19 protein-coding genes are annotated in these 17,889 nt (G+C 72.2%); 10 read left to right on the top strand and 9 right to left on the bottom strand.

All coding sequences use genetic code 11. From position 1 onward, the window contains the following. From AB0K15_RS11620 to AB0K15_RS11590, 7 genes are all read left to right on the top strand, one after another. The gene (locus AB0K15_RS11620) at positions 1 to 957 is read left to right on the top strand and encodes an ABC transporter permease (RefSeq protein ID WP_364048443.1); all 957 of its coding nucleotides are present in this window, start codon (positions 1 to 3) and stop codon (positions 955 to 957) included. Then, the gene (locus AB0K15_RS11615) at positions 954 to 1,853 is read left to right on the top strand and encodes an ABC transporter permease (protein WP_364048441.1); all 900 of its coding nucleotides are present in this window, start codon (positions 954 to 956) and stop codon (positions 1,851 to 1,853) included. The genes AB0K15_RS11620 and AB0K15_RS11615 overlap by 4 nt, the downstream gene beginning before the upstream one ends. Beyond that, a complete protein-coding gene (locus tag AB0K15_RS11610) occupies positions 1,850 to 3,433 on the top strand; it encodes an ABC transporter ATP-binding protein (RefSeq protein ID WP_364048439.1) in 1,584 nt (527 codons plus the stop codon). Before AB0K15_RS11615 ends, AB0K15_RS11610 begins: the two co-directional genes overlap by 4 nt. Beyond that, entirely contained in the window at positions 3,430 to 4,530 is a 1,101-nt protein-coding gene (locus AB0K15_RS11605; RefSeq protein WP_364048437.1) for a serine hydrolase domain-containing protein, read from the top strand. The genes AB0K15_RS11610 and AB0K15_RS11605 overlap by 4 nt, the downstream gene beginning before the upstream one ends. A 164-nt stretch (positions 4,531 to 4,694) precedes the next feature. Next, positions 4,695 to 5,609: an ATP-binding cassette domain-containing protein gene (locus AB0K15_RS11600; RefSeq protein WP_364048435.1), complete on the top strand. Its 915-nt coding sequence runs from the start codon at positions 4,695 to 4,697 to the stop codon at positions 5,607 to 5,609. A 52-nt stretch (positions 5,610 to 5,661) separates the two neighbouring features. Continuing rightward, positions 5,662 to 6,495 (top strand): ABC transporter permease, encoded by an 834-nt coding sequence (locus AB0K15_RS11595; protein ID WP_364048433.1) that lies wholly within the window; start codon positions 5,662 to 5,664, stop codon positions 6,493 to 6,495. A gap of 934 nt (positions 6,496 to 7,429) precedes the next feature. Further along, on the top strand, positions 7,430 to 8,338 hold the full coding sequence (locus AB0K15_RS11590) for a cobalamin-binding protein (RefSeq protein ID WP_364048431.1): 909 nt from the start codon (positions 7,430 to 7,432) through the stop codon (positions 8,336 to 8,338). Between the two features lie 8 nt (positions 8,339 to 8,346). On the opposite strand, the gene AB0K15_RS11585 is transcribed toward AB0K15_RS11590, so the two are convergent. The 7 genes from AB0K15_RS11585 to AB0K15_RS11555 form a co-directional block, all read right to left on the bottom strand. Next, positions 8,347 to 9,207 (bottom strand): hypothetical protein, encoded by an 861-nt coding sequence (locus tag AB0K15_RS11585; protein WP_364048429.1) that lies wholly within the window; start codon positions 9,205 to 9,207, stop codon positions 8,347 to 8,349. Positions 9,208 to 9,242: 35 nt separating this feature from the next. Continuing rightward, a complete protein-coding gene (locus AB0K15_RS11580) occupies positions 9,243 to 10,097 on the bottom strand; it encodes a LysR substrate-binding domain-containing protein (protein WP_364048427.1) in 855 nt (284 codons plus the stop codon). Positions 10,098 to 10,185: 88 nt separating this feature from the next. Beyond that, a complete protein-coding gene (locus AB0K15_RS11575; RefSeq protein ID WP_364048425.1) occupies positions 10,186 to 10,554 on the bottom strand; it encodes a DoxX family protein in 369 nt (122 codons plus the stop codon). A 114-nt stretch (positions 10,555 to 10,668) separates the two neighbouring features. Then, positions 10,669 to 13,029, bottom strand: a complete 2,361-nt coding sequence (locus tag AB0K15_RS11570) for a glycoside hydrolase N-terminal domain-containing protein (protein WP_364048423.1) — start codon at positions 13,027 to 13,029, stop codon at positions 10,669 to 10,671. Between the two features lie 215 nt (positions 13,030 to 13,244). After that, positions 13,245 to 13,394, bottom strand: a complete 150-nt coding sequence (locus AB0K15_RS11565; RefSeq protein WP_364048987.1) for a lipase family protein — start codon at positions 13,392 to 13,394, stop codon at positions 13,245 to 13,247. Then, positions 13,328 to 13,693, bottom strand: a complete 366-nt coding sequence (locus tag AB0K15_RS11560) for a hypothetical protein (protein WP_364049013.1) — start codon at positions 13,691 to 13,693, stop codon at positions 13,328 to 13,330. The genes AB0K15_RS11565 and AB0K15_RS11560 overlap by 67 nt, the downstream gene beginning before the upstream one ends. After that, entirely contained in the window at positions 13,694 to 14,026 is a 333-nt protein-coding gene (locus AB0K15_RS11555; RefSeq protein ID WP_364048421.1) for a lipase family protein, read from the bottom strand. Positions 14,027 to 14,091: 65 nt separating this feature from the next. Between AB0K15_RS11555 and AB0K15_RS11550 the strand changes: the two genes are divergently transcribed. After that, positions 14,092 to 14,334 (top strand): hypothetical protein, encoded by a 243-nt coding sequence (locus tag AB0K15_RS11550; protein WP_364048419.1) that lies wholly within the window; start codon positions 14,092 to 14,094, stop codon positions 14,332 to 14,334. A 265-nt stretch (positions 14,335 to 14,599) separates the two neighbouring features. Next, positions 14,600 to 15,265, top strand: coding sequence for a TetR family transcriptional regulator (locus tag AB0K15_RS11545; RefSeq protein ID WP_364048417.1), 666 nt, complete (start codon positions 14,600 to 14,602; stop codon positions 15,263 to 15,265). On the opposite strand, the gene AB0K15_RS11540 is transcribed toward AB0K15_RS11545, so the two are convergent. Both AB0K15_RS11540 and AB0K15_RS11535 read right to left on the bottom strand, forming a co-directional pair. After that, on the bottom strand, positions 15,207 to 15,983 hold the full coding sequence (locus tag AB0K15_RS11540) for an NAD(P)H-binding protein (protein WP_364048415.1): 777 nt from the start codon (positions 15,981 to 15,983) through the stop codon (positions 15,207 to 15,209). The two genes, AB0K15_RS11545 and AB0K15_RS11540, sit on opposite strands and share 59 nt — an antisense overlap. 97 nt (positions 15,984 to 16,080) lie before the next feature. Continuing rightward, positions 16,081 to 16,518, bottom strand: coding sequence for a helix-turn-helix domain-containing protein (locus AB0K15_RS11535; RefSeq protein WP_364048413.1), 438 nt, complete (start codon positions 16,516 to 16,518; stop codon positions 16,081 to 16,083). Between the two features lie 152 nt (positions 16,519 to 16,670). Here AB0K15_RS11535 and AB0K15_RS11530 point away from each other — a divergent pair, with 152 nt between their 5' ends. Beyond that, positions 16,671 to 17,864 (top strand): thiolase family protein, encoded by a 1,194-nt coding sequence (locus AB0K15_RS11530; RefSeq protein ID WP_364048411.1) that lies wholly within the window; start codon positions 16,671 to 16,673, stop codon positions 17,862 to 17,864. Positions 17,865 to 17,889: the final 25 nt, after the last annotated feature.

The following is a 17,889-nucleotide window of genomic DNA, read 5'->3' as shown; positions in this document are numbered from 1 at the left end:
ATGACCCGGATGATCGTCAAGCGGCTGCTCGTGAGCCTCGTGGTGCTGTGGCTGGTCACGCTGCTCGTGTTCGTGGCGACGCTGCTGCTGCCGGGCGACCCGGCACGCGCCATCCTCGGCCAGCAGGCGACACCGGAGCGGCTCGCCGCGCTGCAGCACCAGCTGCACCTCGACGAGCCGGTCTGGCAGCGCTACCTCACCTGGCTCGGCGGCCTGTTCACCGGCGACCTCGGCACCTCCACGTCCACGCAGGGACCGGTGACGACGCTGCTGGGCGACCGGATCGTGGCCTCGCTCGTGCTACTCGTGCTCGCGGCGGTGATCGCGACGCCGCTCGGACTGGCGCTGGGGACGTGGAGCTCGATGCGGCGCGGCCGGGCCGCGGACCAGACCGTTTCCGGCATCAGCTTGGTGGTCGCCGCACTGCCGGAGTTCGTGATCGGCGTGGCGCTGATCGTGCTGTTCGCGACCACGGTGTTCAAGGTCCTGCCGTCGGTCACACTCACCGCACCCGGCGAGCCCGTGTGGCGGCAGCCGAGCCAGCTCGTGCTGCCGGTGGCGACGCTCGTGCTGGTGGTGACGCCCTACATCACGCGGATGATGCGGGCGACCATGAACGAGGTCCTCGACTCAGGCTACGTCGAGATGGCCCGGCTGAAGGGCGTGCGCGAGCGGACCGTGCTGCTGCGGCACGCCCTGCCGCACGCGGTGGGTCCCGTCGCGCAGGTCGTGGCGCTGCAGCTGGCGTGGCTCGCGGGCGGGGTCGTGGTGGTCGAGTTCCTCTTCCGCTACCCCGGCATCGGGCAGTCGCTGATCGACGCGGTGAGCAAGCGCGACGTCGCCGTGGTCCAGGCCGTGACGCTGATCATCGCCGCGGTGTACATCGTGGTGAACCTGCTCGCCGACGTCGTCGGCATCCTCGCGAACCCCAAGCTGCGGACGGAGGCGAGCCGATGACCGCCGTCGACGACGAGCTCGCGCCGGCCACCACGGCCGGTGAAGCACCCGTGAAGGCCCGAGGACTTCTCCGCACGGCATGGCGGTTCCCGCAGGCGAAGGCCGGCACAGTGCTGGCCGGGGTCGTGGTGCTGGTGGCGCTGCTCGGCCCGTGGCTCGGGCCGGTGCTCACCGGATACAGCACCACGGACTTCGCCGGCAAGCCGTTCAAACCCGACGGGCTCGCGGGCACCGACGGCCTCGGCCGCGACGTGCTCACCCGTTTCCTCGCCGGCGGCACCACGCTGCTGCTCTACGCGGTGTTCGCCACCGTCCTCGGGATCGTGCTGGGCGCGCTGCTCGGCATGGTCGCCGGCTACGGCGGCGGCCGGCTCGACAGCCTGCTGATGCGCGGCAACGACGTGCTGCTGTCGTTCCCGCAGCTGGTGATCGCGTTGCTCGCCATCGCGGTGATCGGGCCGAAGGGCTGGCTGCTCGTGCTGGTGATCGGCCTGACCCACGCGCCGCGCACGGCCCGCGTGGCGCGCCAGGCGACGGTCGCGGTGCGCGGCGAGGACTACATCCGGGCCGCGGAGATGTACGCCGTGCCGCGTGGCCGGATCCTGCTGCGCGAGATCCTGCCGAACATCACCGGCCCGCTCATGGTGGAGCTCGGCCTGCGGCTGACCTACTCCATCGGCTACATCGCGTCGCTGTCGTTCCTCGGGCTCGGCATCCAGCCGCCCGCGGCCGACTGGGGCCTGATGATCAACGAGAACCGGATCGCGCTGGTCGTTCAGCCGTGGGGCGTGCTCCTTCCGGTCGTGGCGATCGCGCTGCTCGCCGTCGGCACGAACCTCGTGGCCGACTCACTCGCCTCGGCCGCGGCCGGGCGCACCCGGGAGGAACGCTCGTGACCGCGGTGGACAACGCGCAGCTCGCGCTGGAAGTGACCGGCCTGCGCGTGAAGACGGCCGTGGGCCGGCCGGTGCTCCACGGCGTCTCCTACCGGATCGCGCCGGGCGAGGTGCTGGCGCTCGTCGGTGAGTCCGGGTCGGGCAAGACCACGGCGGGGCTGGCCGCGCTCGGCCACTTCCGCCGCGGGCTCGTGGAGGACGGCGGCCGGGTGACACTGCACCCGCGCGAGGGCGAACCCGTCGACGTCCTCTCGCTCGCGCCGCCGGACCGCCGGAAACTGCGCGGCACGACCGTTTCCTACGTGCCGCAGGACCCCGCGCTGTCGCTGAACCCGTCGCTGCGGATCGGGCTGCAGATCGCCGAGGTGCTCCAGACGCACGGCTACCCCGGCCCGGTCGAGGACCGCGTGGCCGAGGTGCTCGCCGAGGTCGGCCTGCCCACCGATCCGGCCTACCGCCGGCGATATCCGCATCAGCTCTCGGGCGGGCAGCAGCAGCGCGTGGGGATCGCGATGGCATTCGCGTGCCGGCCGAGCGTCGTGGTGCTCGACGAGCCGACGACCGGGCTCGACGTGATGACGCAGGCGCTCGTGCTCGAGACCGTGCGGCGGCTGACGGCCGAGCACGGCGTGGCCGCGCTCTACATCACCCACGACCTCGCCGTGGTCGCGCAGCTCGCCGACCGCGTCTCGGTCCTGTACCGGGGCCGCGTGGTCGAGACCGGGCCGGCCGAGGACGTGTTGCAGCGACCGGAACACGCGTACACCCGCGAACTGCTGGCCGCCGTGCCGGACCTGGGCGCGGAACCCGGCGCGGCTCCCCCGCCCTCGGACGCGGTGGTGGCCGCGCGCGGCATCCGCGTCGCCTACGGGCGCCAGGAGGTGCTGCGCGGGGTGGACCTGCAGGTGACGCGCGGCGAGTGCGTGATGCTGCTGGGCGAGTCGGGGTCCGGCAAGACCACGCTGTCACAGTGCGTCGCGGGCCTCACGCGCGGCTTCACCGGCACCGTCGCGCTCGACGGGACCCCGCTTGCGCCCGGCACGCGCCAGCGCAGCAACGACGAGCGGCGGCGGATCCAGTACGTGTTCCAGAGCCCGTTCTCCTCGCTCAACCCGCGCCGCACGATCGCGCAGTCGATCGAGGTTCCGCTGGTGCACCTGACGTCGCTGTCCCGGCCACAGCGGCGCGAGCGCGTGGCCGAGGTGCTGGACCGCGTGCGGCTCGGCCGGTCGCTCGCGAACCGCCTGCCCGACCAGCTCAGCGGCGGGGAACGCCAGCGCGCGGCGATCGCTCGGGCGCTGGTCACGACGCCCGACGTGCTGGTGTGCGACGAGGTGACCTCCGCGCTGGACGTGTCGGTGCAGGCGACCATCGTGGAGCTGCTCGGCGAGCTGCGCCGTGAGCTGGGGATGGCCGTGCTGTTCGTGACCCACAACATCGCGCTCGCACCCGAGGTGGCCGACCGGATCGCCGTTCTGCGCGGCGGGGAGATCGTGGAAGAGGGTACGGTCGAAGCCGTGCTGACCTCGCCCGCCCACTCCTACACCGGCGAACTGCTGGCCACCACGCCGCGCCTATGACCGGGCACGGTGAGGTACGGCCGGGGTTCGAGGCGGTGCGCGAAGCGTTCGACGAGGTCGCCGCCGCGGCCTCGGGCGGGGTCGCGTTCAGCGTCTTCCGGCGTGGCCGTCTCGTGGTCGAACTGTGCGCCGGATCGGCGGCGCCCGGGGTCCCGTGGACCCCCGACACGCGCGTGGTGCTTTTCAGCGGCACCAAGGGCATCGTCGCCGCGCTCGTCGCGATGCTCACCGCCCGCGGCCAGCTCGGCCCGAGCGAGCGGGTGGCGCGTTACTGGCCGGAGTTCGCGGCGGCGGTCAAGGCCGACGTCGCCGTGGCACAGGTGCTCGCGCACACCGTCGGGCTGCCCTATGTGGACGCTGACGTGCCGATGGCCGACAACGCCGCCAACGCGGCCGCCCTCGCCGCGCAGAGTCCCTTGTGGACACCCGGCACGCGCGTGGCCTACCACGCGCTGACCTACGGCTACCTCGCCACGGAACTGATCCGCCGCGTCACCGGCCAGCGCGTCGGCGAGCTGCTGCACGAGCTGCTCGCCGCCCCGCACGGGCTGGATCTGCGGCTCGGCACCCCGCCGTCGGTGCCGGTCGCGACGCTGCACCGCGCACCGGGCTACCGGATCAGCACATTCCTGCAAGACGAGGAGCGCCGGCGCATTGTCGAGCGCATGTACCGCGGCCTGCTGGACTCCACCGACACCATGAACTCCCCCGAGTACCGCGGCGCCGAACTCGCCGCGGGCAGTGGCGTCGGCACGGCCACGAGCATGGCGCGTCTCTACGATCTGCTGCTGACCGGTTCGCTGGTCCCGTCGGCCGTGCTGACGCAGGCGACCCGCACGTGGAGCGAGGGCGTCGACGCGATCAACGACCGGCCGCTGCGCTTCGGCCTCGGGTTCGAGCTGGCCGACCCGATCGGCACCTACGGTCCGGAAGGCGCCGACCCGGGCGCCTTCGGCCACTCGGGCGCCGGCGGCGGCCGGCACGGCGCGTGGCCGAACCGCGGCGTCTCGTTCTCCTTCGCCACCAACGAACTGCAGGCCGAGGACGTGGACACGCGCGCCGCGACGCTGCTGGCGGCGCTGCACGAGGCCGCCTGAGCGGGGTCTTTCTCTAGCGGTCCACCGAGAGTTTTGCTGGTACGGCGCGGTGGACCGCCGCTCGTCGCCCGCGTGAGACTCGGCTTCGTCGAAGCACCGCCGGCGGCTGTCCGGAAGGACCGAGAAGCTCGCTGCCGGCCCGAGGCGAGCCCCGGAGGGCACGAATGAGCACCGGCGACCCGATGATCGAGGCCACCGGCATCACCAGGACGTTCGGGTCGGTCGACGCGTTGTCCTCGGTGAGCCTGCGCGTCGAGCGCGGCACCGTGCTGGGCCTGCTGGGCCGCAACGGCGCGGGCAAGACCACGTTGGTCAACATCCTCACCACCATGCTGCCGGCCAGTTCGGGCACCGCGCGCGTCGCCGGGTTCGACATCGCGCGCGAAGGTGCTGAGGTCCGCTCCCGGATCGGCCTCACCGGCCAGTTCGCCTCGGTGGACCAGGAACTCACGGGCCGCGCCAACCTCGTGCTGCTGGCGCGGCTGCTGGGGTCGACCCGCGCACAGGCCCACGCTCGCGCCGACGAGCTGCTCGAGGCGTTCAGCCTCACCAAGGCCGCGGACCGTCCGGCGCGCACGTACTCCGGCGGGATGCGCCGGCGGCTCGACCTCGCCGCGAGCCTCGTCGGCCGGCCGGAGGTGATCTTCCTCGACGAACCGACCACCGGTCTCGACCCGACCAGCAGGCTCAACCTGTGGCAGATCGTCGAAGGCCTCGTCGGTGAGGCGGCGACGGCGCTGCTCACGACGCAGTACCTCGACGAGGCCGACCGCCTCGCCGACGTCATCACGGTGCTCTCGGCGGGCGCCGTCGTCGCGTCCGGGACCGCGGCTGAGCTGAAGGCGCAGGTCGGGCAGCGCACGGTCACCGTGCGCCTCGACTGGCTCCGCAGCACCGACCTCGCCTGCGCCGCCCTGCGCGGCGCGGGCCTGCACCCGCTGTCTCCGAGCCGGGTGTCGTCGTCGCGCCCATCGGGTCGTCCCGCGAGATCGCCCACGTCTTCCGCGCCCTCGACGGCGCCGGCATCGAAGCCGACGACGTGGCGCTCGCGGAGCCCACTCTCGACGACGTCTACCTGACCCTGGCCGACCAGCACGCTTCGCGCGTCGCCTGAGCTTCCTGGAGTACCCGATGACGTCGACCCTCACCCGAGGCGCACCCGCGGCCGCGCCACCCCGCCCGCGGGGCAGCTCCTTCGCCACCCAAATGGCGGTGCTGACCAGCCGCTCCCTGATGACGTCGGTGCGCGATCCGCAGATGATCCTGTTCAGCCTGCTGCAGCCGGCCGTGCTGCTGTTCATGTTCACGCAGGTGTTCGCCGTCATGGCCACCACGTCGAGCTTCCCGCCCGGCATGACCTACATCGACTACCTGATGCCCGCGATTCTGCTGAACAACGCGGTGCAGCAAGCCATGCAGTGCGGCGTCGGCCTCGTCGAGGACCTGAAGAACGGCTTCCTCGCCCGCCTGCGGTCCATGCCCATCCACCGCTCCGCGCCGCTGGTCGCCCGCAGCTTCGCGGATCTCGCCTATTGCGCCCTGCAGCTCGTGGCCCTCCTCGTCGCCGCCGTCGCCGTCTTCGGCTACCGCCCCGGCGGCGGCTTCCTGGGCGGCGTGGTCTCGGTCGCGCTGGCCCTGGTCGTCAGCTACGGCCTCAGCTGGGTCTTCCTCGCCCTCGGCGCCTGGTTGCGTCGCGCGCAGACCATGCAGAACATCAGCATCGTCGCGGTCTTCCCGCTCATGTTCGTCTCCAGCGCCTACGTTCCGCTGGCCGCCCTCCCCGACTGGCTCCGCGCCGTCGCCCAGGCCAACCCCCTGACCTACGCCGTCGACACCATCCGCTCCATCGCCCTCGGCATGCCCGGCGGCGGCTTCCCCGCCGCCGGCACCACCCTGCTCATCAGCGCCGCCATGGCCGCCGCCGGCGCCTTCGCCGCCAACCACTTCTTCCGCCGCCCCTTCTGACCCCACGGCCGCCCCCTTCCCCCCGGCCTGCCACGTCGCGCGCGGTTCTCCTCCCTCCGCTCCGCGCGCTCCCCGCCCCGGCCCAGGTGGCACCCCCTCCACCTGGGCCGGGGCTCTTTCATGCCCACCGGAAGGTGCACACCTGGGAGGAATGGGTGAGTCGACTGAGGAGAGGCGGGGTTTGGACGGCTTCGTGGGTTGGTGCCCGAGTCAGCCTGGTCGGGTGGCTTCGGTCGGTCGATGATCGGCGAACCGGGGGGTTGAGCAGGTCGGGTCGGTCAGGCGCCCTTGGTGCGCTGGACGAGTTGCCGAGCACCGTCGGCCGGATGGGCTTGAGCGCGCCGGTGGATTCAGTGCCTTGGGCCGCTCCGGGGTGGCGAGTCCAGCTGGCCAGCCCGAGCCGGGCGGACCGAGCGGCTTGACACATCGCTTGAGCCAAAGAGCCGGGTCAGTTCGCGCCGGCACGAACCGGGTACAACGGGTGCGTTCGGCCCGGCCGCAGGCCGTGCCTGGCTGGCACAGCTCGACCGGTCGACGCAATCCGCCAATTCGTCTGACGTGCCAAGCCAAACGATCTGCCCGATTCGGCCGAGAACACTCGACTCGCCCCACACACACGACCCAACACAACCCCCACCCGCCAACACAACCCCACCACCCACCCAGCCCACGCGCGCCCTTGCCCCTCCTCACCCCCACCCGGCAACGCAACCCACGAACCACCGCCCCCTCCCCGCACCCTTCCCCCGCTCGGCCCCCCGATTCTTTTCCCCCACAGTCGCGACAATCAGAAATGCACGATCACGGTGGGCGTCCGCCCGAGCACCGCCCGCAGTCAGTCCACAATAGACTTCACGGGTCCGCGCCACCCACGGTGACCCCCGGACCTGCCTCCCCCCGAGCGGGGCGGTCCGGCGCGGGCTAGGTTCGAACCATGCGGATCGTGTCGCTGCTGCCCGCCGCCACCGACCTCGTCGCGGAGCTCGGCCGCCTCGGTGACCTGGTCGGCCGCACCCACGAATGCGACTGGCCACCCGGCGTCGAGTCGGTGCCGGTCGTCACCGCGGCCGAAGTGGACGACGCCGTGCTGACCAGCCGCGAGATCTCCGACGCCGTCGGTGGATCGGCCCACCGCGGCTCTTCGCTGTACTCAGTGGACACCACGCGGCTGGCGGAGCTCGCACCGGACCTCGTCCTGACCCAGGACCTGTGCGAGGTGTGCGCGGTGTCCTACATCCGCGTCGCCGAAGCCGTGCGGATGCTCGACGCGGGGCCGAAAGTCCTGAGCCTGGAACCCCGGCGGCTCGCCGAGGTCCTCGGCTGCGTCACGACCCTCGGCAGCGCGCTGGGCGTGCCCGAGCTCGCCGCCGAGCGCGTCCGCTCGCTCACCGCGCGACTCGACGCCGTCCGCGCTCGCGTCGCCGGCCGGCCGCGGCCGCGCGTGGTCGCGCTGGAATGGCTCGACCCGCTCTGGCCCGCCGGGCACTGGGTGCCCGAGCAGATCACCGCGGCGGGCGGCGAACCGCTGCTCGCGGCGCCCGGCGAGCACACGCACCCGATCCCGTGGGACGCGGTGGTCGCGGCGCGCCCGGATGTGCTGCTGGTCCTGCCGTGCGGTTTCAGCCCCGACCGCACGGCCGCGGAGTTCGACGTCCTCACGGCATTGCCGGGCTGGTCCGGGCTGCCCGCCGTGCGCACCGGCGCGGTGTGGCTGCTCGACGGTCCGGCGTACTTCAACCGCCCCGGCCCGCGCGTCGTGCGCGGCGCGGAGGTCCTCGCCCACGTGCTGCACGGCGTCGAAGCCGACCCGCCCGTGTCCCCCGCCGAGGCCCGCCGGGCCTGAACCGCCCGTCAGGCGAACACGACGTCCGCGGTCGCGACGGCTTCCGCGCGTGCGGAGTCGACCTGCAGCGCCGCACCGGCTTCGCCGGGCGTGCCCGTCGCGAGGAGGTGCTCGCCCGCGAAGACCGGGCGGCGCAGCCGGTAGGACAGCGACGGGATCGCGCGTTCCGGCGCCCGCGTGCGGGCGAGCTCCAGCAGGAGCAGCACGAGCAGGGGGCCGTGCACCACGAGACCCGGGTACCCCTCGGCGCCGGTGACGTACGGCTCGTCGTAGTGGATGCGGTGCCCGTTGGCCGTCAGCGCGCTGAACCTGAACAGCAGCACGGGATCCGGCGTCCACGCCCGCTGCCATTCGGCGGCCGACTCCGGTTTGCCGGTCACGTCGAGCGCGGTCAGCGCGGTGCGACCGGCGTCCTCGCCCGAGCGGTAGACGATGTCCTGTTCCTCGACCACCCGCACGGTCCCGTCCTGGCTGATCTCCGACCGCACGGTCACGAACAGCATTTCGCCCGTCCGGCCGTGTTTCACCGCGACCTCGCCGAGCGACCGCGTGCGTTCGGCCGGTGTGCCCAGCACGAGCGGCGCCCGGACGTCCAGGCGCCCGCCGGCGAACATCCGCCGCCGGTCCGGCAGCGGCGGCAGGAAGTGGCCATCCGCCGGATGCCCGTCGGCACCGATCTCGGAGTGCCGCGGCCACTCCAGGAAGTACAGCCAGTGCCACAGCGGTGGCAGCGCCTGCCCCGCGACGGCGGCCGGCCTCGGCAGGTCCAGCGCCGCCGACAGCGCGGCGGCCGGTCCGGCCGGGAGCGCATCGGTGTCGGTGACCGGTTCGGGAGACCATGATTCGACGTAGGAACCCAGCGCGTTCATGGTCTTGGCCTACCACAGCACCCCGCGGCCCGCAGTCAGGCTGTGACGAGCTCCGCGAACTCGTAGATCAGCCGCGAGCGCCGCGAGGCGACCCAGGCCAAGGCGACCTGGCCCGGCGGGAGGTCGCCCACCGGCACGTGGGTGACGTCCGGACGCGTGTAGTACTCCGAAGTGGACAACGGCACGATCGCGATGCCCAGACCGGCGGCCACGTGCTCCAGCTTCTCTTCGATGCTGCGGAACCCGCGGGGGCGCGCGGCGCCCCCGGTGCGCAGCTCGGTCGCCACGGCCCGCCACTCCGGCACCGCGTCGGGGTCGTTGAGCAGGTGTTCGTCGGCGAGGTCGGCGACGTCCACGGACTCCTTGCCCGCCAGGCGGTGCGACGCCGGCAGGATGGCCACGCGCGGCTCGCTGAACATCGGCCGCACCGTGAGCCCGCGGGGGTCCACCGGCAGCCGGACGATGCCGACGTCGGCCCGGCCGTCGTGCAGGACCTGGGCCTGGTCGTCCCACGTGGTCCGGACCAGCTCCACCTCGAGGCCGGGGTGGCGGTCCGTCAGCACCCGCACGGGTTCGGTCACCGTGATGCCGGGCATGAAGCCGATGGTGAAGGTCGAGGTGCCCCGTGCGGCCAGTGCCACGCGACGCCGCAACGCGTCGGCCGCGGCGAGGATCGGCCGGCTGTCCTCGAGCAGCTGGCGGCCGGCGGCCGTGAGCTCGGTCGAACGCCGGTCGCGGACGAACAGCTGCGCGCGCAGCTCCTCCTCCAGTGCCCGGATCTGGCGCGACAGCACGGGCTGCGCGATGTGCAGCCGCTCCGCCGCCCTGCCGAAGTGCAGTTCCTCGGCCACGGCGACGAAGTAGCGCACCTTCCGCAGATCGACGTCCACCTCGGGCCTCCCGTCCGTCGCCACGTCCAGCCTAGGCCAGCCGCGGCTGCGTGACGGGTCGAGACCGACGCCCGGGTGAGGCTCGCCCTCAGCCGGCGAAGCGGCCCACGGCGACGAACACCGTCAGCACCAGCAGCACCGCGTTGACCGGCACGCCCTTCGGCTCCTTGCGCCGGGCGTGCACCACGATCGCACCGAGGGCCACGATCGCCAGGCCCACCGCCGCGATCGGCGTCAGCACGGGCGCGATGTCCAGGGCCTGCGGCAGGACCAGGCCGATCGCGCCGAGCACCTCCGCGAGCGCGATCAGCTTGACCGAGGTGTCCGAGAAGTCCTCGACCCAGCCCATGTTGGGGTTCTCGAGCAGCTTCTTCCGCGGCGTGGCGAGCTTCATCCCGCCCGCCCCCAGGTACAGCACTGCCGCGATCCCCGCCGCGATCCACAACACCACGTTCATGTCCGCTCCCGATCCGTCCGACTCTCGTATAGTTGAACGCTACACTGTTCGAGGTCGAACTGACGAGCCCGGGCGCCGGCAGGTGCGGACGGGAACCTTCCGGCGCCCGTCCGGTCACCGCGGGGTGACGGTCATCGACTGGCCCGGGCGCAGCCTGATCTGCTGCTTCCAGGTGCCGGCGCGCAGTTCGGTCTCCGTGCCGCCCACGCTGCGCACGACCGCCTTCGTGACCTTGCCGTGCCGCCACTCGAGGTCGACCTCGAACCCGCCGCGGGCGCCGATGCCGGTCACGTGCCCGGACTCGGCCCACGCCGACGGCAGCGCGGGCAGGAGCTCGATCACGCCGGAGCGCGAGTACAGCAGCATTTCCAGCACCGCGGCCGGTCCGCCGAGGTTCGCGTCGATCTGGAAGATCGTGTAGCTGCCCTGGCTGTACATGTCGAAGAAGTTGGCCGCCGTGCCGTTGCCGTTGTTGAACGAGGGCCGCAGCACCGTGAGGAATAGCCGGTACGCGCGGTCGGCGTCCTTGAGCCGGGCCCAGCACGCCGAGCGCCATGCGCAGCCCCAGCCGAAGGTGTCCATGCCGCGGGCGATCAGCAGGTTGCGCACACCGTCGATCAGGTCCTTCGGCGCGGTGTCGGTGTTGATGCGGTCGCCGGGGAAGAACCCGATCAGCGGCGAGAGGTGCCGGTGGGTCGTCTCCCCCAGGTTCTCCGGCGAGAGCCACTCCTGCAGCCAGCCGGTGACCGGGCTGACCGTCGGCAGGTGCAGCCGGTCGCGCATCCCGGTGATCGTCCTGCCGTAGTCGCCGTCGCGGCCGAGGATCTGCGTCGCCTGCGTGAAGTGCCCGAACAAGTCGTGGACGAGCTCCTGGGAGTAGGTGTTGCCCTGCGCGTCCGGGCCGTGCTCGGGCGACCAGTCGGTGTCGCTGACGAGGTAGTCCTTGCCGTCGATGTTCTTGGTGACCAGGCGCGCCTCCCAGAACTCCGTGGCGCCCTTCAGCACCGGGTACACCTTTGCCAGGTAGGCCTTGTCCTGGGTGAACTCGTAGTGGTCCCACAGGTTGTTGCACAGCCACGCGTTGCCCGCCGGGTGCCACGCCCAGCCGGACCCGCCGTAGATGTTGGTGGAGAACGCGATGGCCCAGCCGGCGATCTTGCCGGTGCTGTTGCGGAACCGGTTGCGCGGGTCGTTGAACAGCCGCTTCGTCGTGTCGGTCCACGAGGGCAGCTGCGCGAGGCAGTAGTCCGCCAGCGCGGTGAAGCACTCCTTCAGACCCGCGCGGTCGGCGAGCCAGTAGTTCATCTCCAGGTTGATGTCGGTGTGGTAGTCGCTGTACCAGTCGGGCGAGTTGTTGTTGAGCCACAGGCCCTGGAGGCTGATCGGGAGACCGCTGCGCGAACCGGTGATCGTCAGGTACCGGCCGAACTGCACGTAGCTCGCCTCGAGCTCCGGATCCGGCGTGCCCGGGTCGGTGTAACGCACCGCGATGCGCGACCACGAATCGAGGGTGCGCCGGTTGGCCGGCGACGGCCCGAGGTCGACCTTCATGCGGTCGAACAGCTTGCGGTAGTCCTGCACGTGGGTCGCGAGCAGCGCGGTGCCGGACGCGGCGGCCGCGGCCTTCACCTTGCCGACGGCCACGGAAGCCGGGTCCGCGCCGGCGTCCAGGTAACGGCGGGCCGCGTCGGGCACGTAGTTCGTGCCGCTGCAGATCACGATCACCACTTCGCTGCAGCCGGTGAAGGTCACCTCCGTGCCCGAGACGGCGACGCTTCCGCCCTTCGACGCGGCGGTCACGGCACTGCTGTACTTCAGGCCGTTCGCGAAGGTGCCGCCCAGCGAGACGGCACCGCCGCCCGCCGTGGGCTTCTCGTCGCGAGTGCCTTCCAGGGTCACCGAGCCGGTGTAGGAACCGCCGCCCTGCTGCGTCAGCCGGATCACCACGACGTCGTCGGGATAGCTGGCGTAGACCTCGCGCCGGTAGGTCGCGCCGCGCAGGCCGTAGGTCGCGGTGACGAGGCCGTTGCTGAGGTCCAGGGTGCGCCGGTAGCCGCTGACGCCGGTGTGGGCGGGCAGCTTCAGCCGCACCTTGGCCAGGAGGCCGAAGCTGCCGAAGTCGTCCTTGCCGTAGGGCAGCTGGCCATCGTCCTGCACCGTGTCGTTGAGCCCGCCGGTCCAGAGCGACGAGTCGGTGATGTACACGTAGTCGGCCGCGGGGTCACCGCCGACGAGGCCACCGATCCGACCATTGCCGATCGGCAGCGCCTGCTCGATCACGTGCGACTCGACGGCCGGCGCCGGGTACCACAGCGTGGTCGCGGCGGTGTCGGCGACGAGGTCGGCGGCCGGCGGTCGCGCAGGCGACGCTTGCGCTGTGAACGGGCGAAACCCGCTCAAGGCGAAGCCCGCGCCGACGGCGCCACCGAGCTTGAGAAAGGTCCGACGGGAGGGCGGGGAGGAGAGGTCCGACATGACAGGTCCGTTCGTCGTCGAAGGCGGAATCCGGCCGTGAGCGAGGCCTAAAGCTCGCCAAACATAGGATGTCTGCCCGAACCTGGTCAAGATTCTTCGGAATTATTTCCCGCCAACGACAGGGCCGGACCGGTTTTCGCCGAAGCCGGATCAAACCCGTCGGACGACTCGGGTGGCGGACCCACCTCCGGCGGGGAACGCCATCCGTGCGCACCTCAGCAGGTGCTGGGCGCCGGCTTGCCCGCCAGCCGGTCGGCGAGGTAGGCGAGGGCACCCGGCGCGCCCTGCACCGCCACCGTCACGTGGTCGCCGATCGGGATCCGGCGGTACTGCACGGGAACGCCCTGCGCGCAGTATGTGCGCACGAGCTTGTCCACCGGCGGCGAGAACGCCAGCTCGTCGAACACGCCTGGTAGACGTAGAGCGGCGAGCCGGGCTTGAAACGCCCCATGGTGTTCTCGGCGATCACGCGCTGCACCGCGGGAACTCCGAGCAGCTGCGGCACGGTCGTGTAGTCGCGCATGCGCCGGAACGCCTGCCCGACCGTGAACTGCGCGATGCACTGGGCGCCGATCTCGGCGAACGCCTGCTTGCCGCGCGCGTTGAGCAGCGCGTCCGTGTCGATCTCCGGGTACGCGCGGGCCGGCCCGACGGCGGCGCCCACTTAGCTGCCGGCGAACGGGCCGCCGTCGATGTGGCGTGCGATGCAGTCGAGGTCCGCGGGTACGCCGCCGGCGGCGACCCCGACGACCTTCAGCTCCGGCGCGTACTGCGGCTGCAGCTCATTGGCCCGCTCACTGGCGAGCGCGCCGCCCGAGTAGCCGATCAGGCCCGTGGGCGTGCCCGGCCCGGCGAGCCCGGCGGGCGGGAACGATCGCGCGGCGCGGATCCCGTCCAGCACACCGTGGGCGGTGTTGGCTGCGGCCGCCCACTCGGAGTCCGGTCCTTCGTAGTCGGCGGTCACCACGGTGTAGCCGGCCGCGACCAGGGGCAGCATCAGCGCGAGCTCCTCGGCCGGCGCGGCGGGTGCCCGTGGTGAGGACGTAGGAGGGCGCGCAGTCGGTGGTCAGCCCGTCCTGCGCGGTCTGGTATGACACCAGCTTGCGCGCGCCGGCCGCCGGCGGGTCCACCGCCTGCATGATCGTGGCGACCTCGGCGATGGCGGCGCCGTCGGTGTCGGTCGAGCGGTACTTCACCTGCCACGCGCGCACCGGTACGGGCAGCGTCAGCGCCCGGATGGTGACCGGGCGCGAGTCGAGGACGGTGCCCGGCGCGACGTCCGGGAACGGCGAGGGCTGGGCGTAGAACGGGTCGCTCGCGGGATGTCCCGGCGACGGCGCGGCGGTGGCGGACGGCGCGGCGGTGGCGGACGGCGCGGCGGCCGTGAACACCGTCGTGGCCATCGCGGTGACGACGGCGAGGGCGGAGAGCTTTCGGCGGATGTCGGCGCTGACAGTGGGCACGGGACCGCCAACTCAATACCAAGCGGTATCGAGTCAGAGGCTTACCAGATGACCTGGATCACAGTCAACGAAAAACGTCCAGGTGAGGGAGCTGTAGTCTCCGGCTCATGGCCCCTTCGCGGACCCCGCGCCGTCGCCCGAGCCGCGCCGAGACCCGGCGCAAGATCATCGCCGCCGCGGGCGAGGTGTTCGCCCGGCAAGGCATCGCGGCCACCTCGCTCAACGACATCGCCGCGGCGGCCGGCCTCACCAAGGGCGCGGTCTACTCGAACTTCGAGGGCCGCGACGACCTCGTGCTCACCATCATGGAAGAGCACATCGTGGACCGCATGCGTTCGGCCACCACGGCGTTCGACGAGCTGAGCGATCTCGGCGAAGCCACCGCGGAGGCGGGCGCGCGGCTGGCCGCGGGCGTCGACACCGACGCGACGTGGCACCGGCTCCTGCTGGAGTACTGGGGAATCGCGATGCGCAACCCGGCCGTCCACAAAGGACTCGCGTTGCGCCGGGCCCAGCTGCGCGACGCGATCACGGCGGCCATCACGCGGGCCGCGGCCCAGCACGGCGTCGACCTGCCGCTGCCGCCGGAGCAGCTCGCCGTCGTGGTGCTGGCGCTGTCCAACGGGCTCGCGGTGGAGCGCGGCGTCGACGCGTCGGCGGTGCCGGGCTCGCTCTTCGCCGACGTGCTGAAGCTGCTGGTCACGCCCCGCGGGGTCAGTGGTAACGCAGAGCCGCCGGATTCGCCTGCTCCGCCAGGTACTGCCGGAAGGTGATCACCCCGTCGGTGTGGCCGGGCGCGAGGTGGCCGCCTTCGGCGTAGGCGCGGAACAACGCACCGGGCAGCCGCACCGGCAGCACGCGTTTGGTCCGCCCGCTCGCCGCGAGCAGCGCCTTCGCCAGATCGGCCGCCGCCAGCACCTCCGGTCCGCCGAAGTCCGGCGCCCGGCCCGTCGGCTCGGCCTTGGCCAGCTCTGCCAGGCGCACCGCGAGGTCGCGCACGTCCACGGGCTGAAACCGCCAGCGCGGCACCGGGACCACGGGCAGCCTGCCCGCGCCCGCGAGCACGACGCGCACCAGCGAGTGGAACTGCGTCGCGCGCTGGATCGTGTGCGGCAGCCCGGAACTCGCGAGGACTTCTTCGGCGGCAAGCTTCGCCGCGTAGTAGCCCAGCGGCACGCGGTCGACGCCCACGATGGACACGTACACGACGTGCGGCGGGTTGCCCGTCCAGCGCGCGGCCTCCACAAGCGTCCGCATCGTGGCGACCTCGTGCCGGTAGTCGGTGGCGCAGTGCAGAACGACGTCGCAGCCCGCCAGCGCCGTGTTGATCCCGCGCCCGGAGCGCAGATCCCCGGCGACCCATTCGGCGCCGCCTCCGCTGCGGCGCCGGCGGCTCAGCGCGCGCACCCGCTCCCCCGCCGAGACCAGGCGTTCGACGACCACGCTGCCGAGCTGACCGGTCCCGCCGGTCACCAGGATCCGTTCCGGCACGCCGCCCCTTCCCGGCACCACCGCCCGGCCGGACGGCTTCCGCGGCCATCCTGGCACGCGCCCGCCCGGCCCGAAAGCCGTGCGCGTCAGGGGAAGATCAGCGCACCGCGCCGAGCCGGACCGCGTGCAGGCCCCTCGACGCGATCGGCTCGCCGCAGTGCGCGCACACGCTGTTCACGCGCAGCTCTTCACCGCAGTCGTGCTCGTACACCGTCGGCGGCGGGCCTTGGCGGATGAACCGGTCGCCCCACTGCATCAGGCCGAGCAGCACCGGCTGAAGAGCCTTCGCGGACTCTGTCGGCAGGTACTCGAAACGCGGTGGGTGGTCTTCGTACTGGCGCTTCTCGAGCACCCCGGCGTCGACCAGCTTGCGCAGCCGCGCCGCGAGGATGTCACGGCTGGCCCCGGTGTTCTCGGCGATCTGGTTGAACCGCCGTTCGCCCAGCAGGACCTCCCGGAGCGCGAGCAGGCTCCACCGCTCGCCGACCACCTCGAGCGCGTCCGCGATCGAGCACTCCCGGCCTCGCGCAGCCATCCGTCCCACCTCCGTTGTGCCCCAGCAGGAATTTCCAACCTAGCACGTCACCTGGTGGGTGTGAGGTGGCCGACAGCCGCCGCCGAGTGAGTTGTGTTATCAAACCCAATGGGCGTACAACGAGATCAAGCGGCTATGCGAGGAGGCAGGTCATGAGGGACGCGGTCATCGTCGACGCGGTTCGGACACCGATCGGCAAGGGCAAGCCCACGGGGCAGCTGGCCGGGGTCCACCCGGTCGATCTGCACGCACACGCCATCCGGTCGCTGGTCGAGCGCACCGGCATCGACCCCGCGCTGATCGACGACGTGATCAGCGGGGCGGTCGGGCAGGTCGGCGAGCAGAGCATGAATACCGCGCGCTGGGCCGCGCTCGCCGCGGGGCTGCCGGAGTCGGTGCCCGCCGTGACCGTCGACCGCCAGTGCGGCAGCAGCCAGCAGGCCATCCACTTCGCCGCGCAGGGTGTGCTGAGCGGCGCGTACGACATCGCCATCGCGTCCGGCATCGAGTCCATGGGCCGCGTGCCGATGGGCAGCCAGATGGCCGGCAAGGACCCGTTCGGCGCCGGTGTCGCCGCGCGCTACCCCGAAGGTCTCGTACCGCAGGGCATCAGCGCGGAGCTCATCGCCGCCAAGTGGGGCTTCTCGCGCGAGCGGCTCGACGCGTACTCCGCCGAGAGCCACCGCCGCGCCGCCCAGGCCTGGGCCGACGGCAAGTTCGCCGGCGAGGTCGCCGCGCTCAAGGCGCCCGGCCCCGACGGCACGCTCGTCGACGTGACCACCGACGAGTCGGTGCGCCCGGGCACCACACCCGAGGTCCTCGCGGGCCTCAAGCCGGCGTTCAAGGCCGACCTGTGGTCGGAGCGCTTCCCGCAGATCGACTGGCGCGTGACGGCGGGCAACTCCTCGCCGATCAACGACGGCGCCTCCGCCGTGCTCATCACCAGCAGCGACACGGCGAAGAAGCTCGGCCTCAAGCCGCGGGCGCGCCTGCACTCGTTCTCCGTGGTCGGCGACGACCCGCTGTACATGCTCACCGGCGTGATCCCGGCGACCCGCAAGGTGCTCGACCGCGCGGGCCTGAAGCTGTCGGACATCGACGCGTTCGAGGTCAACGAAGCGTTCGCCAGCGTCGTGCTGGCGTGGCAGGCGGAGATCGGTGCGGACCTGAGCAAGGTCAACGTCAACGGCGGCGCCATCTCGATCGGGCACCCGCTCGGCGCCAGCGGCGGGCGGCTCATGACGACGCTGCTGTCGGTCCTGGAACAGACCGGCGGCCGCTACGGCCTGCAGACGATGTGCGAGGCCGGCGGCCTCGCGAACGCGACCATCATCGAGCGGTTGTGACCCCGGTCCCGGGCCGCCCACCATC

The organism is Amycolatopsis sp. NPDC049253 (assembly GCF_040678995.1).
In the GTDB taxonomy this organism is placed as follows: Bacteria; Actinomycetota; Actinomycetes; order Mycobacteriales; family Pseudonocardiaceae; genus Amycolatopsis.
This window is presented reverse-complemented; position numbering and strand designations above follow the sequence as displayed.